This window comes from Stenotrophomonas sp. CCNWLW162, assembly GCF_037203745.1.
Taxonomy (GTDB): domain Bacteria; phylum Pseudomonadota; class Gammaproteobacteria; order Xanthomonadales; family Xanthomonadaceae; genus Stenotrophomonas; species Stenotrophomonas maltophilia_AQ.
In genome coordinates this window covers 730,084-744,206 of sequence record NZ_JBBCBL010000002.1, presented here as the reverse complement: position 1 = coordinate 744,206, position 14,123 = coordinate 730,084, and the positions used below count along the sequence as shown (strand labels likewise).

13 protein-coding genes and 1 tRNA gene are annotated in these 14,123 nt (G+C 67.5%); 6 read left to right on the top strand and 8 right to left on the bottom strand.

Going from position 1 to position 14,123, the window contains the following annotated elements:
• The first annotated feature begins 56 nt into the window (after positions 1 to 56).
• Together V9K93_RS08390 and V9K93_RS08385 are read left to right on the top strand one after the other, a co-directional pair.
• Positions 57 to 512, top strand: coding sequence for an Rrf2 family transcriptional regulator (locus V9K93_RS08390; RefSeq protein WP_337302366.1), 456 nt, complete (start codon positions 57 to 59; stop codon positions 510 to 512).
• Entirely contained in the window at positions 502 to 1,407 is a 906-nt protein-coding gene (locus V9K93_RS08385; RefSeq protein ID WP_337302365.1) for an NAD(P)/FAD-dependent oxidoreductase, read from the top strand. Before V9K93_RS08390 ends, V9K93_RS08385 begins: the two co-directional genes overlap by 11 nt.
• 151 nt (positions 1,408 to 1,558) lie before the next feature.
• Here the strand turns inward: V9K93_RS08385 and V9K93_RS08380 are convergent, their stop codons facing one another.
• From V9K93_RS08380 to V9K93_RS08365, 4 genes are all read right to left on the bottom strand, one after another.
• Positions 1,559 to 2,779: an RtcB family protein gene (locus tag V9K93_RS08380; protein ID WP_337302364.1), complete on the bottom strand. Its 1,221-nt coding sequence runs from the start codon at positions 2,777 to 2,779 to the stop codon at positions 1,559 to 1,561.
• A gap of 56 nt (positions 2,780 to 2,835) precedes the next feature.
• Complete coding sequence (locus tag V9K93_RS08375) at positions 2,836 to 3,960, bottom strand: slipin family protein (RefSeq protein ID WP_337302363.1); 1,125 nt, start codon at positions 3,958 to 3,960, stop codon at positions 2,836 to 2,838.
• 355 nt (positions 3,961 to 4,315) lie between these two features.
• A tRNA-Gln gene (locus V9K93_RS08370) sits at positions 4,316 to 4,386 on the bottom strand.
• A gap of 648 nt (positions 4,387 to 5,034) precedes the next feature.
• Positions 5,035 to 5,991, bottom strand: coding sequence for an aldo/keto reductase (locus tag V9K93_RS08365; RefSeq protein WP_136639708.1), 957 nt, complete (start codon positions 5,989 to 5,991; stop codon positions 5,035 to 5,037).
• A gap of 169 nt (positions 5,992 to 6,160) precedes the next feature.
• Here V9K93_RS08365 and V9K93_RS08360 point away from each other — a divergent pair, with 169 nt between their 5' ends.
• The 3 genes from V9K93_RS08360 (at position 6,161) to V9K93_RS08350 (ending at position 8,143) form a co-directional block, all read left to right on the top strand.
• Positions 6,161 to 7,018 (top strand): class I SAM-dependent methyltransferase, encoded by an 858-nt coding sequence (locus V9K93_RS08360; protein WP_136639709.1) that lies wholly within the window; start codon positions 6,161 to 6,163, stop codon positions 7,016 to 7,018.
• Between the two features lie 76 nt (positions 7,019 to 7,094).
• On the top strand, positions 7,095 to 7,415 hold the full coding sequence (locus tag V9K93_RS08355; protein ID WP_248298505.1) for a hypothetical protein: 321 nt from the start codon (positions 7,095 to 7,097) through the stop codon (positions 7,413 to 7,415).
• Positions 7,416 to 7,603: 188 nt separating this feature from the next.
• Entirely contained in the window at positions 7,604 to 8,143 is a 540-nt protein-coding gene (locus tag V9K93_RS08350; protein WP_046983506.1) for a pseudouridine synthase, read from the top strand.
• Between the two features lie 93 nt (positions 8,144 to 8,236).
• On the opposite strand, the gene V9K93_RS08345 is transcribed toward V9K93_RS08350, so the two are convergent.
• A complete protein-coding gene (locus V9K93_RS08345) occupies positions 8,237 to 8,611 on the bottom strand; it encodes a hypothetical protein (protein WP_006401326.1) in 375 nt (124 codons plus the stop codon).
• A gap of 187 nt (positions 8,612 to 8,798) precedes the next feature.
• On the bottom strand, positions 8,799 to 11,303 hold the full coding sequence (gene hrpB / locus V9K93_RS08340) for an ATP-dependent helicase HrpB (RefSeq protein WP_337302362.1): 2,505 nt from the start codon (positions 11,301 to 11,303) through the stop codon (positions 8,799 to 8,801).
• A 67-nt stretch (positions 11,304 to 11,370) separates the two neighbouring features.
• Between hrpB and V9K93_RS08335 the strand changes: the two genes are divergently transcribed.
• Positions 11,371 to 12,168, top strand: a complete 798-nt coding sequence (locus V9K93_RS08335; protein ID WP_337302361.1) for a TatD family hydrolase — start codon at positions 11,371 to 11,373, stop codon at positions 12,166 to 12,168.
• A 49-nt stretch (positions 12,169 to 12,217) separates the two neighbouring features.
• Here the strand turns inward: V9K93_RS08335 and V9K93_RS08330 are convergent, their stop codons facing one another.
• Together V9K93_RS08330 and panE are read right to left on the bottom strand one after the other, a co-directional pair.
• The gene (locus tag V9K93_RS08330) at positions 12,218 to 13,087 is read right to left on the bottom strand and encodes a Rossmann-fold NAD(P)-binding domain-containing protein (RefSeq protein WP_489686266.1); all 870 of its coding nucleotides are present in this window, start codon (positions 13,085 to 13,087) and stop codon (positions 12,218 to 12,220) included.
• A gap of 50 nt (positions 13,088 to 13,137) precedes the next feature.
• The gene (gene panE / locus V9K93_RS08325; RefSeq protein WP_337302359.1) at positions 13,138 to 14,076 is read right to left on the bottom strand and encodes a 2-dehydropantoate 2-reductase; all 939 of its coding nucleotides are present in this window, start codon (positions 14,074 to 14,076) and stop codon (positions 13,138 to 13,140) included.
• Positions 14,077 to 14,123: the final 47 nt, after the last annotated feature.

The window sequence follows — 14,123 nt, the reverse complement described above, 5'->3', positions numbered from 1 at the left end:
ATATGGAACGAAAGCAGACCCTCGACAGAGGAATTAAATGTAACTATTGTCGTTACATGAAATCCGCGAACCCGCTTTCCGACGCTCTGCATGTGATGGCGCACCTGGTCGGCCATGCCGCACCGCGTACGTCCGAACAGCTGGCGTCGTGCCTGCCGACCCATCCGGTAGTGATCCGCCGCCTGCTGGCGCAGCTGCACAGGGCCGGCCTGGTGCGCAGCACGCGCGGCCATGGTGGCGGCAGCGTGCTGGCCCGCGACGCCGCAGCGATCACCCTGCATGACATCTACCTGGCCGTGGGTGCACCGCCGCTGGTGCAGGTCGGTGCCCGCGATTCCGGTGGTGGCTGCCCGATCCAGCAGCTGGTCAACAGCGCCCTGCTCGAAGGCGCGCGCGAGGCGCAGCGGTTGCTTGAGCAGCGCCTGCAGGCGACCACGCTGGACCAGCTCGGCGCCGACTTCGCCCGCCATCTCGCCCATCACCGTTCCCTGGAAGGTCACCATGAATCCTGATGTGCTCATCGTCGGCGGCAGCTATGCCGGCATTGCCGCCGGCCTGATCCTGGCCCGTGCCCGTCGCCCGGTCACCGTCATCGACGCCGGTTCACCGCGCAATCGTTTCGCCAGTCATTCGCACGGGGTGATGGGGCTGGATGGCATCAGTGGCGCCGAGCTGCTGAAGACCGCGCGTCAGCAATTGCTGGACTACCCCACGGTGCGTTGGGTGCATGCCGAAGTAGAGCACGCCCGCACCACCGCCGAAGGCGTGGAAGTGCGTACCGCCGATGGCCAGGTGCTGGCCGCGCGCAAGCTGCTGCTGGCAAGCGGCATCGCCGACCAGCTGCCGGAACTGCCCGGACTGGCCGAGCGCTGGGGCAGCACTGTGCTGCACTGCCCCTACTGCCACGGCTATGAAGTCGGTGGTGGTGCCATCGGCCTGCTCGGCGGCCATCCGATGTCCGCCAGCAAGGCGCCGCTGTTCGCCGACTGGGGCAACGTCACGTTCTTCAGCATGGGTCTGGAGATCACCGATGAGGAACGCGCCGCCATGCAGCAGCGTGGCGTGCACATCGAGACCTCGCCGGTGCTGGGCGTACACGGCGACCAACCGACCTGGCTGGAAGTGGAGCTGGCCGACGGCCGCCGCATCGCACAGCGTGCGCTGTTCGTGCCGGCCACCCAGGCGATGGCCACGCCGCTGGTGCAGCAGCTGGGGTGCACATTGGTCGAGAGCCCGCTGGGCGTGCTGATCGAGGTCGACATGATGAAGCAGACCTCGGTGCCGAACGTGTATGCCGCAGGCGATGCGACCACGGTAGGCAACATCACCCTGGCCGCCGCCGAAGGCGTGCGGGCGGGGATCGGCGTGCATCATGCGCTGGTGGCCGAGGACAGCGTGCCGCGCTGATCGCAGCACCGGTAGCCGCCGACCTCGGTCGGCGCCGCTCCATCCACGCATGGCGTGGAAGAGCAGTCGAGCAAGCTCGACGCTACGGATCCCGGGCATCCATTCGCCCGTGCCCGTCGAGCAGGTGCCGGCCGAGGCCGGCACCGCTCCATCATCCCTTCACGCACAGCACCTGGCGCAGGGTGTGCAGCACGTCGACCAGGTCCAGCTGTGCGGCCATTACATCGTCGATCGACTTGTACGCGGCCGGCGACTCATCCAGCACGCCGCTGTCCTTGCGGCATTCCACATGCGCGGTGGCCTCGCGGTGCTGGGCCAGCGTGATCTGCTGGCGCGCAGCGCCACGGCTCATTACCCGGCCGGCACCGTGGCTGCAGCTGTGGAAGCTGTCCGCGTTGCCCTTGCCACGCACGATGTAGCTGCGCGTGCCCATGCTGCCGGGAATGATGCCCAGCTCGCCCTCGCGGGCGCTGACCGCACCCTTGCGCGTCACCAGCAGCTCCTGGCCGTTGTGCGTCTCCTTCTGCACGTAGTTGTGGTGGCAGTTCACCGCCATCGTTGCCAGCTGGAACTTCGGCAGTCGATGCCGCATCTCGGCCAGCACGCGCGACATCATTGCCTCGCGGTTGTGCCGGGCGTAGTCCTGCGCCCACGACACCGCCTCGACGTAGTCATCGAACAGCGCCTCGCCTTCCATGAAGAACGCCAGGTCCTTGTCCGGCAGGTGGAAGCCGAGCACACGGCGTGCAAGCTCTTCGCGCGCCTTCTCGATGAAGTAGGTGCCGATCAGGTTGCCGGTGCCGCGCGAACCGCTGTGCAGCATCACCCACACTGTGTCTGTTTCATCCAGGCACAGTTCGATGAAGTGATTGCCACCGCCCAGCGTACCCAGCTGGCGGTCGAGCTTGTCGGTGCGGATCCTGCGGTGCTTGTCCTTGATCTTCTCCAGGCCGGCGGCCAGCCCGGACTGCACCAGCCGGGTGTGGATGCTGTCGGGCATGCGGTGGTGCTCGCCGCCACGGCCGTTGCCGACCGGAATGCTGCGCTCGATGCTGTTGCGCAGCTGCCGCAGGTCATCAGGCAGATCGTTGGCGCGCAACGTAGTGCGCACCGCGGCCATGCCGCAGCCGATGTCGACGCCGACCGCGGCCGGGATGATCGCGCCCTGGGTCGGGATCACCGAGCCCACGGTCGCGCCCTTGCCCAGGTGCACGTCCGGCATCACCGCCACCCACGGCCCGACGAACGGAATCGCGGCGATATTGCGCAGCTGCTCATGGGCCTGCGCTTCCAGCGGCACACCGTTGACCCAGCCCTTGATCGGCGTGGTGCCCTCGGCATGCAGCCATTGATAGTTCTGTTGAGTGTCCATGTCTTCGTGTATGTCCTTGATGGGCCGGTGGCGCGTCCCTGCGCCACCGCAACCCCCTACTTCATCGTCACCAGCTGCTTCAGCACGCCATCCAGGCCGCCGAACACGGTGAGCTTGTCGATCTTCTCGGTGACCTTCTCCAGTGCCTCCAGCTCCTTCAAGCGCATCAGCACCGGGTTGTCCTCGATCAGCTTTGCGGTGTTGAGCTGCGAACGCGTGGCGTTGGCCTCCTCGCGGCGGCGGATCACGCTGGCCTGGGCCTGCTTCTCGGCCAGCACCACACCGTTGAGGATCTCCTTCATCTCGCCCGGCAGGATCACGTCCTTGATGCCCACGCCGAGCAGCCGCACGCCGTGGCCCTCGATCGCCGCCTGCACATGGGCGGCGATCTCGCCGTCCAGTGCCGCCTTGTCGCCCAGCAGCTCGTCCAGGCTGCGCGCGGCAATCGCCTGGCGCAGGCCGAACTGCAGCTGCCGATAGATGAACTCATCGGCATTGCTGAGCGTGCGGTGTGCACGCACCGGGTCGACCACCTGCACGGTCGCGGCCAGGTTCACCCGTAGGGTCACCTTGTCGCGGCTGAGCAGTTCCTGGCCGGACACGTCCAGCGAACGCGCACGCAGCTCCACACGCTCCACCGACACGTTGCCGTTGAAGTTCCAGAACGCGTGCAGGCCGGCGTCCAGCGTCTGCCGCAGCGTGCCATCGATGAACAGCAGGCCGACCGATTCGCTCGGCACGGTACTGATCACCGCTACACGCGGCAGCACGCCCAGCTGGCCCAGGCGCTGCTGCACGTCCACCGGCACGTACGGCTCGTCACCCAGCGCCAGCACGCGCACCCGGGTGTCGACCGAACCGCGCCAGTACAGACGGCGGCTGCCCGGCGGCAGCACCTCGTCGATGCGGCCGTTGCGCAGCAACAGGCCGACCTCGTCGGCGCCGACGTTGGCCAGCACGAAGTGCGTGTCCAGCCGTGCGCCCAGCGCCTCGATCAGGCTGTCCTGGTCGCTGCCGGTGTAGGCCGCGCCCTTCGATGCAGTGAGGATGTCCACGTGCGGGCGGCCGCCGAACGGCGACAGGCGGTGCACGCCCGGCAGCAGGATCTGCTGGAAACGACGGTTGCGATACACCAGGCCGCGCTCGCCGTCGCCGATCACGACCTTGATGGTCCAGAACATGGGAGTCTCTCCTTGTATGGCTCTGGTGGTTCGACCCGATGGAATGAATGCCATGACCCGGGTCGATCAGGTCGTGGCAGGGCTGGCTGCACACCTTGTGCAGCTGGCGGAAGAGGGCGGCCATCGGCGGACGGTCCGCACGCGGAGCCTTCGGTGCACCGGCACTGCTGCCACCGTCATTCCCGGCAGGCAGCACCGGTGCGGAACGTGGCTGGCAGTGGCGGCGGGCCGGGGCCCGGCGTGCGGTCCGTTGCCTTCCACGTTCCTGCCCGAAGGCGATGTCCGTGGACGGCGACGATGGCCGCTGGGGCTTGCGCCCCGGGTGTTGCTTCAAGTCATGACGCGAGAGGTCATGTGGTTGGAGTGGGAATCGAACCCACGACAGACGGAATCAGGATCCGTTGCTCTACCCTACTGAGCTATCCAGTTGGGGACCGCGCGGAATCGAACCACGTACCGGCGAACCGGTGCCTGCCTCCAGCAGGCGATCCAGGCGATGGCATGTCCGCGACCTCCGGCATACGCCACGGCAACGCCGCGCGCACCAGCCCGTGGTGGAAACGGGACCGTTGGAGAATCGAGGGTGCAGACCACCGACATTATCGCGAGCGATAATGTTTGGGAGCGATGCAGATAATGTCCAGGCGTCGCCACTCGCGCGAAGTAAATACTTCGGCGGGGCGGGAAAATCTGGGTCAGTGAGCGGCGGGTTGCCGCGCGGGGTGCAGTTCTGGCATCGCGGGTCCTTGTGCCGACGCAAACGAAAACGCCCCCGGGACTTGCGTTCCGAGGGCGTCGTCAGGCCTCGGAGATCGGGGTGGCCGATCTCCGCAGGGCGGGTATCAGGCCGTTGTCAGCTGGACTTCCTTGCCGAACGCGCGCGCCAGCACGTCCATGCGCAGGCATGGCAGCAGTTTGGCGATGGCGACGGAATGCGCGTTCAAGGGAAGTTTCCAGTGGTTGTTGAAACGAGGTGCGCACGATAAACCACGATTTAGTCGTGCGCAACCATTTTGTTCAATTATTTTCTTCGGTGCGCGTGTCATGTCGGCCAGCGGCCGGCACTACCGTGTCTCAAGCTTCCGTGCTGGCGGCATCCAGCTGCGCGACATCCTGCACGCTCAGCGACACGTTGGCCGCCGCCAGCAGATCGTGCAACTGCTCGACGCTGGTGGCGCTGACGATCGGCGCAGTGATCGACGGTCGTGCGATCTGCCATGCCAATGCGATCTGCGCGGTACTGGCGCTGTGCTTGCTGGCCACGTCATCCAGTGCCTGCAGGATGCGCAGGCCACGCGGGTTCAGATAGCGCTTCACCACGGTCTCGCCACGCGCCGGGCTCTTGGCCGCATCGGCCGGCGTGCGGTATTTGCCGCTGAGGAAGCCACTGGCCAGCGCGTAGTAGCCGATCACGCCGATCTGCTCGCGCTGCACCAGCGGTTCCAGTTCGGTCTCGTAGCCGGCGCGGTCGTACAGGTTGTATTCGGGCTGCAGGGTTTCGTAACGCGGCAGCTTGTAGTCGGTGGACACCTTCAGCGCATCGGCCAGGCGCGTGGCGCTGTAGTTGGAGGCACCGATCGCACGTACCTTGCCGGCTTCGATCAGGCGGCCGAACGCGGCCAGGGTCGCTTCCAGCGGCGTCGACTCGTCATCCTCGTGGGCCTGGTACAGATCGATCACGTCGGTCTGCAGGCGGCGCAGCGAATCCTCGACCGCCGCATTGATGTTGTCCGGGGTCAGGCCGGGGCGCTCGGCCCACTTGGCCACCTTGGTCGCCAGCACCACCTTGTCGCGCTTGCCGCTGCGGGCAAACCACTTGCCGATCAGCGTTTCCGATTCGCCGCCGGCATTGCCCGGGACCCAGGCCGAATACACATCGGCGGTGTCGACCAGGTTGAAGCCGGCGTCGACGAAGGCATCGAGCAGGGCGAAGCTGGCCTTTTCATCGGCGCTCCAGCCGAACACATTGCCACCGAAGGCGAGCGGACGTACATGCAGGCCGGAACGGCCCAGTTCGCGGGTTGCCGTCATGGGCACGGACTCCTTGGGGGAAGTGCTCCAGAATAGAACGCGTTGTGTGACCGTGCTGCGGCGGCAACCACAAAACAGTGTTCCGCGATGCGTACGCAGCTAACGTTTTGTGAACACCTGGGACGCCGCGGCTGCTAGTCTCGCCGCATCTTCCGCTGGAGTCGCCCTGATGATTGCTGCCTCTTCCCTGCGTGGTTGCCGCCTGCTGCTTGCTTCGGCCCTGCTTGCCGCTGTTCCCACGTTCGCCGCACCGGCCACGGTGGCGCCGGCGAAGATCCAGGTGTCACCGGCCATCGATGCGGCGGTGAAGGCGTCGACCCGTGATGCCAACAACGTCAAGCGCGATGGCTATCGTCATCCGGCGCAGACGCTGTCGTTCTTCAAGGTGGCGCCGGAAAAGACCGTCATCGAGATCACCCCGGGCAACGGCTGGTACTCGGAGATCCTGGCGCCGTTGCTGCGTGACAAGGGCCATTACGTCGCTGCCGTGGTCGACCCGATGGCTGTTGCCGAAGGCCGCGGCCGTGACTACCAGCAGCGCAGCCGCGACAGCCTGGAAAAGAAGTACGCCGGTGCACCGGCACAGTTCGGCAAGACCGCCGTGGTCGCCTACGATCCGGCCAAGCCGGTGTTCGGCCCGGCCGGTTCAGCTGACGTGGTGCTGACCTTCCGCAACGTGCACAACTGGCGCAAGGCCGGCCAGGCGCAGGGCATGTTCCAGGGCTTCTTCAACGTGCTCAAGCCGGGTGGCGTGCTCGGAGTGGTCGAGCATCGCGCCAGGGCCGATGTGGCCGACGACGATGACACCGGCTATGTCGGCCAGCAGCAGGTGATCGCGATGGCCGAGGCTGCCGGCTTCAAGCTGGACGCGCGCAGCGAGGTCAACGCCAACCCGCGTGACACCAAGGACCACCCGAACGGCGTGTGGACGCTGCCGCCGACCAACCAGCACGACAAGGCCGATGATGCGAAGTACCAGGCAATCGGCGAAAGCGACCGCATGACCCTGCGCTTCATCAAGCCGTAAGGGCTGGTGCCGGGCTGGCGCATGTTGACTCTGTGGAGCCGAGCCCATGCTCGGCTCATCGCGCGTAGTGCGGCGCATGGCTGGTCCCAAGGCCGGCCATGCGTCGGAATTCAATCGTATGCAAGGACATGGACTGTTGAAGAAGGTTCTATACATCGCCGTTGCGGTGCTGGTGCTGACGCGGCTGATCGATTTCATGTTCTACGGCGGTCACACCCATGACCTGGTCGGGGCTGTTGGTTTTGCAGTGCTGTTCGCCGGCATCCTGCTGGATGAACGTGCACGCAGCGCAAGTCAGCCACCAGCTCGCCTGCGGCGCCGGGCCAATGTCATAGCGGCGTGCGGTATCGCACTGGTGCTGGGCTCGTTCCTGCTGGAGTGGAAGGTCCTCGGCTGAGCCTGCCGTAATCGCGGCGGCAGGAAAGAGCAGCCGAGCATGGGCTATGCCGGCCGTCCTGACTGGCACCCTTCGTGCCCTCGCGCGCGACGTTGGCAGCGGCTCCTGCTGCTGCCTTCGGCTCTACAGCTGAGTGGCGCGTGGCGCGGCGTGGGACAATGCCCCACCCGCCACCCGCCGTGCCCGCAATGCTGATTGCCTTCAACAAGCCGTTCAACGTGCTCTGCCAGTTCACCGACCGCAGCGTGCCGCCGCGACCGACGCTGGCCGGGTTCGGCCTGCCGCCGCGCGTGTATGCCGCCGGGCGCCTGGACCATGACAGCGAAGGGCTGCTGCTGTTGACCGACAACGGCACGCTGGCGCACAAACTGACCGACCCGAAGCACAAGGCCGACAAGACCTACTGGGTGCAGGTGGAAGGCATGCCCAGCGACGAACAGCTGCAGCAGCTGCGTACGGGCGTGGTGCTCAATGACGGGCCGACCCTACCGGCGAAGATCGAGCGCCTCGATCCGGCGCCATCGCTGTGGACGCGTGATCCGCCGGTTCGCTTCCGCAAGACCGTACCCGACAGCTGGCTGGCGATCACGATCCGCGAGGGCCGCAACCGGCAGGTGCGGCGGATGACCGCGGCGGTGAACCTGCCGACGCTGCGGCTGGTACGCGCGTCGATGGGGCCGTACCGGCTGGACGACCTGCAGCCGGGGCAGTGGCGGCAGATCGGCTGATGCAGAAAGGGCCGGGTACTTTCCGGTACCCGGCCCTCTCGTAGCTGGTGGGGTCAGATCCCTTCCGCAGGAAGAGCTCTGACCCCCGCAGACTCAGGCATCGCTGCCGATGTCGCTGTGCTCGTCGACCACGGTGTCATTGCGGCGGTCGCGCGCATTGATGCGCTGGGCCTGGCCGTTCACCACATGGCCCTGCGCGGCCTTCTTCTTCTGCTGCTTGCGGTATAGCGCATAGCCAAGCAGGCCGACGCCAACGGCTGCGGCAGCCACGGCGACTGCCGGGTTGCGGCGCGCGAACCTGGTCGCGGCCTTGCCGCCAGTCTTCACCGCGCCAATGGCGGCACCGGTCTTGATCCAGTCGGCACTGCGCAGGCTGCCACCGGCGCTCTTGAGGCCGTCGCCGGCGGTGTGGGCCAGCTCCAGGGCGCGCTCCAAAGCGCGGTCGGTGATTACGGTCAGCTTGCTCATGCGGGGGGTCCTTTGCCTCGGGTCGAAGTCCAGTGTCGCGCGTTGCCCGTAAACGGTATGTCAGTCGGGGTCGCACGTGGTGTGACTCTACCGCAGCCATTCAGGATCAGGCAGGGTGGGGTTGGAGCGCTTTCCCTGGAGACGGGGTCAGAGCCCTTTGCGCTGCAAAGGGATCCGACCCCAGCAATCAGGTGCCGCGCGGCTTGGCCCGATGGGTGGCCGTCGCCGTCCACGGATCATCCGGCCACGGATGGCGCGGGTAGCGGCCCTTCATTTCCTTCTTCACCTCGGCGTAGGTGTTTTCCCAGAAGTTGCGCAGATCCTGGGTGACCTGCAACGGCCGCCCGCCGGGCGACAGCAGGTGCAGGGTGAGCGGCACGCGGCCATCGGCAATGCGCGGGGTGTCGGCCAGGCCGAACAGTTCCTGCAGTTTCACCGCCAGCACCGGCTGCAGCGGTTCGCCGCTCTCGCTGTCCAGCGCATAGGTGATTGGCCGCTCCAGTCCGGACGGCACGGTGATGCGGGTGGGCGCATGACGTTCGACCAGCTGCCGCTGCGACCATTCCAGCGGCGACTTCAGCGCCTCGCCGAAGCTGGCTTCGTCCAGCGCATCCAACCGTGTCTTGCCGGCGAACGCAGGCTGCAGCCACTGCGCACGGTTGGCCAGCAGGGCCACATCGCTGCAGTCAGGCAGATCCAGTTCCGGCATCCAGCGCCGCAGCGACTCCACCCGCGCCTGCCATTGGCGCAGGCCTTCGGTCCACGGCAACGCCTGCAGGCCGAGTTCGGCCACCGCGTCGGTCAGCGCCTGCGCGGCGTGCTGTGGATCAACCCGGCCGGCCGAGCGGCTGTCCAGCACGATGCGGTCGAAACGGGTTTCACGCAGCGCGACGAGCGCGCGACGCTCGCTGTCCCAGCGCACCACATCCTCGCTGACGAAGCGTTCCGGCCACGACTTGCGCAGCTGGCCTTCGTCCACCGGTGCTGCACGCAGCAGCAGGGCGTCGCGTGCCTCGAAGCGCAGTTCACTGGCCACAAGCCACGGCTCGCCGCGCAGGTCACTCAATTCGTGCAGGCGCGTGCTGCGGCCATTGGCCAGCAGGTAGCGCAGTGGGTCGCTGGGGTGCTGGAAACCGATGCGGTCGGGGAAGGCGTGTGCGAGCAGGTCACCGAGTTCATGGGCTTCGATGCTGGCCGGCGGTGCGGCATCGCAGCGCAGGCGACGTCGCCACTGTTTGGCGGCGGCATCAATCGCGGCCAGACCGCTGCGGTTGGCGTCGCCCGGTGCGCGGCCATTGCGGAACGCCGCCAGCGCACGCCAGCGCGCCGCCAGCGCGTCACCGCTCTGGCGCAGCGGGTCGCGCGCCTCCAGCAAGGCGGCCAGGTCGGCGGCCAGGGCTTGCGCACGTGCATCGGGCGCCGCCAGCAGCATCGCCGCCATCCGCGGATGCGTACCCAGCGCCAGCACGCGCCGGCCGAGTGCGGTGATCGCGCCGCTGCTGGACAGCGCGCCGAGCCGCTGCAGCAGTTCGCGTGCCGCGCCCATCGGGCCCGCCGGTGGCGGATCGAGGAATCGCAGGTCGCTGCTGCCCCAGGCCGCCAGTTCCAGCGCCAGCCCGGCCAGTTCCACCTGATCGATCTCGGCGCGACGCTGTGGTTCCAGCCGCTGCGACTGCGGCCACAGCCGCCACGCCACGCCCTCGGCGACACGGCCGGCGCGGCCCGCGCGCTGGTCGGCCGATGCCTGCGCGATGGCCACCACGTCCAGCCGGGTGAAGCCGCTGTTGGGGTCGTAGCGCGGCTCGCGTGCCTGGCCGCTGTCGATCACCACGCGCACGCCGGGCAGCGTTACCGAGGACTCGGCGACGTTGGTGGCCAGCACCACGCGGCGGCGGCCATCACTGGACGCCTGCAACACCCGCGCCTGCTGTTCCACTGGCAGCTCACCGTGCAGAGCCAGCACTTCCACGCCGGCATCCAGCGATTCCTGCAGCCCGGCCTGCACCCGCGCGATCTCGCGCTGGCCGGGCAGGAATACCAGCAGCTCACCCGGGTGCTCGGCCAATGCCTGTTGCACCGCGCGGCGCACCTGCAGTTCCAGCGCTTCATCGCGGCGCGCCGGGAAGTGACTGACCGCCACCGGGTAGCTGCGGCCTTCGCTGCTCAGGCGCGGCGCATCAAGGAAGCGGGCAAGGCGCTCGCCATCCAGCGTGGCCGACATCACCACCAGGCGCAGGTCCTCGCGCAGCTGCGCCTGCACGTCCAGCGCCAGGGCCAGGCCGAGGTCGCCACTGAGGTGGCGTTCGTGGAATTCATCGAACAGGATCGCGCCGACCGTTTCCAGCATCGGGTCGTCCTGCAGCATGCGGGTCAGGATGCCCTCGGTGACGACTTCAATCCGCGTACGCGCGGAGACCTTGTTCTCGAAGCGGATGCGGTAACCGACGGTGCCGCCCACCTCTTCGCCCAGCTGCCGCGCCATGAACAGTGCGGCGCTGCGCGCGGCCACCCGGCGCGGTTCCAGCATGATGATCTTCCGGTCCTGCAGCCACGGCGCATCGAGCAGGGCCAGTGGCACCTGGGTGGTCTTGCCGGCGCCGGGCGGGGCCTCCAGCACCAGCCGCGGGTGTGTGGCCAGGTGCTGCTGGATCTGCGGCAACAGCGGGGAAATCGGGAAGAGCGGGGCATTCATGTGCAAAGGATAAAGGGCCACGGCAGCCGCAGGTACAATGCGCGGGCACTTTTCCCCCGCGATGACCATGCACCTGATCGATATCGGCGCCAACCTGACCCACGACTCCTTCGACCGTGACCGCGATGCCGTGCTGGACCGCGCACGGCAGGCCGGCGTGGTGCAGATGGTCATCACCGGCGCCAGCCGCGAGCACTCGCCGTTGGCCGTGCAACTGGCGCAGCAGCACCCCGGCTTCCTGTACGCCACCGCGGGCGTGCACCCGCATCACGCGGTGGAATACACCGAGGAATGCGAAGCCGAGATGCGCGCGCTGCATGCTCACCCGGAGGTGGTAGCAGTGGGCGAGTGCGGGCTGGACTACTTCCGTGACTTCTCGCCGCGCCCGGCCCAGCACCGTGCATTCGAGCGCCAGCTGCAGCTGGCCGCGGACAATGGCAAGCCGCTGTTCCTGCACCAGCGCGACGCGCATGCTGACTTCATGGCACAGATGAAGAACTTCGAGGGTCGCATCGGCCCTGCGGTGGTGCACTGCTTCACCGGCGAACGCGACGAGCTGTTCGACTACCTGGACCAGGATTGGTACATCGGCATTACCGGCTGGTTGTGCGACGAACGCCGTGGCGCGCACCTGCGCGAACTGGTGAAGAACATCCCGGCCAACAGGTTGATGATCGAGACCGACGCACCGTACCTGCTGCCGCGCACGTTGAAGCCGATGCCGAAGGACCGTCGCAACGAACCGATGTTCCTCTCGCACATCGTGGAAGAGCTGGCGCGCGACCGGGGCGAAGACGTGGCGGTGACGGCGGCCAATGCGACTGCAGCGACGCGTGCGTTCTTCCGCCTGCCCGACGCGGGTTGATTCCCTTCGTCGCGGCGACCCTGCGTCGTAGAGTCGAGCAAGCTCGACTCTACAGAAGCGGTGGTAGCGCTGGGCCATGCCCAGCGAGCGCAGCGGCCAGATCTTCCAATCCTTCCCGATACGTCGGGAACCTCGGCTCCCACCCCAGCGCTTCACGCGTGCCGCGACTGTCGATGCGCTTGTTGCTCTCGTAGAAGCGTCGCAGCGTCGGGCTCAGTGCAGGGTCGTCCCATGCCACTGCAGGTGGCATCGCAAAGCCGCCCAGCTGCGCGGCGAAGGCCAGTACCTCCTGCGAGGGTGCCGGCTCGTCATCGGCCGGCAGATACAGCCCATCCACGCACGGCCGCCGCATCGATGCGATAACGACCGTTGCCAGGTCATCCACGTGCAGCCGGTTGAATACCAGCCCAGGACGCACTACGTGGCGCGCACGTCCCTGTGCCAGCTGCAGCAGCGCATTGCGCCCCGGCCCGTACAGGCCGGGCAGGCGGAACACTGCCGATGCGATGCCGCGTTCTTCAGCAAGCGCACGCCATTGCGCTTCGGCCCGCAGGCGCTTCACGCCGGCTGCTTCAGTGGCATCGGCTGCACTGCGCTCGTCGACCCAGCCGCCGGCCCGATCGGCATATACCGACGTGGACGACAGATAGCCCACCCAGCGCAATGCCGGGCTGGCCTGCAGCGCGGGCAGCAACAGACGCAGTGCCGGGTCACCCTCGGCATCGGGCGGCACGCTGCACAGCACGGCCTCGGCCTGCGCGATCTCATCGAGCAGGGCCGTCGATGGCGTGGCGTCGGCGCGTAGCTGATGGCGCAGCAGGCCATCGTGCGGTGCCGACGCCGGGTCGCGCACCGTGCCGACCACGTGTACGCCCAGCACCCGCAGATGCGTGGCCAGCACGCACCCGCTCCAGCCCATGCCGAGGATCAACACCCGCGCGGGCAGGGCGTTGGCCTGCGTCGTATCGCTCACGCGCCGCGCAGTGCCTGGTAGGCCTGCAGGCTGCTGTAGGCGACCTGCAGCAGCAGGCCTTCCTGGTCGGCCTTGCGCGCACGCGCCAGCATGTCGCCGACAATCTGCGCGGCCTCCACCTGCTGGCCGGCCTCCAGATCGCGCAGCATCGAGGCCTTCAACGCTGAACCGGCCTGGGTCAGGGTCCCGCGCGCGGTGTCCTGCGCGGCATCGGGAATCGGCTCACCGGCAGCTTCGGCCACGGCCAGGCATTCGTCGTACAGGCCGCGCACGATCGCTTCGCCATCATCGGTGGCGACGATGGTTCCGATATCCGCACGCAGCAGGCAGGTAGCGGCGGCCAGCGCAGTCAGGAAGGTGTACTTGATCCACTGCTCCTGCCCAATGTGTTCGCTGGCCAGGTGGTCCAGGTTGGCCTGCGCACAGGCGGCGGCGAAGGCGCGCACGCGCGTGGAGATCACACCGCCGTCGCGCTCGCCGAAGGTGAGCTTGGCCGGCTTGCCGAGGTGCAGCACGGCGCCGTCGGGTGCCTTGGTGGCGCTGATGAAGCACAGGCCACCGAGCACTGCTTCGCGGCCGAAGCGCGCATCCAGTGCGTTGTAGTGATGCAGGCCATTGAGGATCGGTAGCACCGTAGTGTCGGTGCCCACAGCCGGTGCAATGGCATCGATCGAGCTGTCCAGGTCGTAGGCCTTGCAGCTGAGGATGACCAGGTCGAACGGCTTCTGTGCGGCAAGCGCGGGCAGGGCGTCGGCGGTGACGTGCTGTACCGGGAAGCTGGCATCGCCGAGCGGACTGCGGATGACCAGGCCGTCACGGTCCAGCTGGGCGGCGCGTGCGGGGCGCACGAGGAAGGTCACGTCCACGCCGGCCTGGGCCAGGCGACCACCGAAGTAACCGCCGGTACCGCCGGCGCCAAGGATCAGGATGCGCATTGCACGTTCACCGTTTTCTGGGCAATCAGGAGTGCGATTGTGCCGGA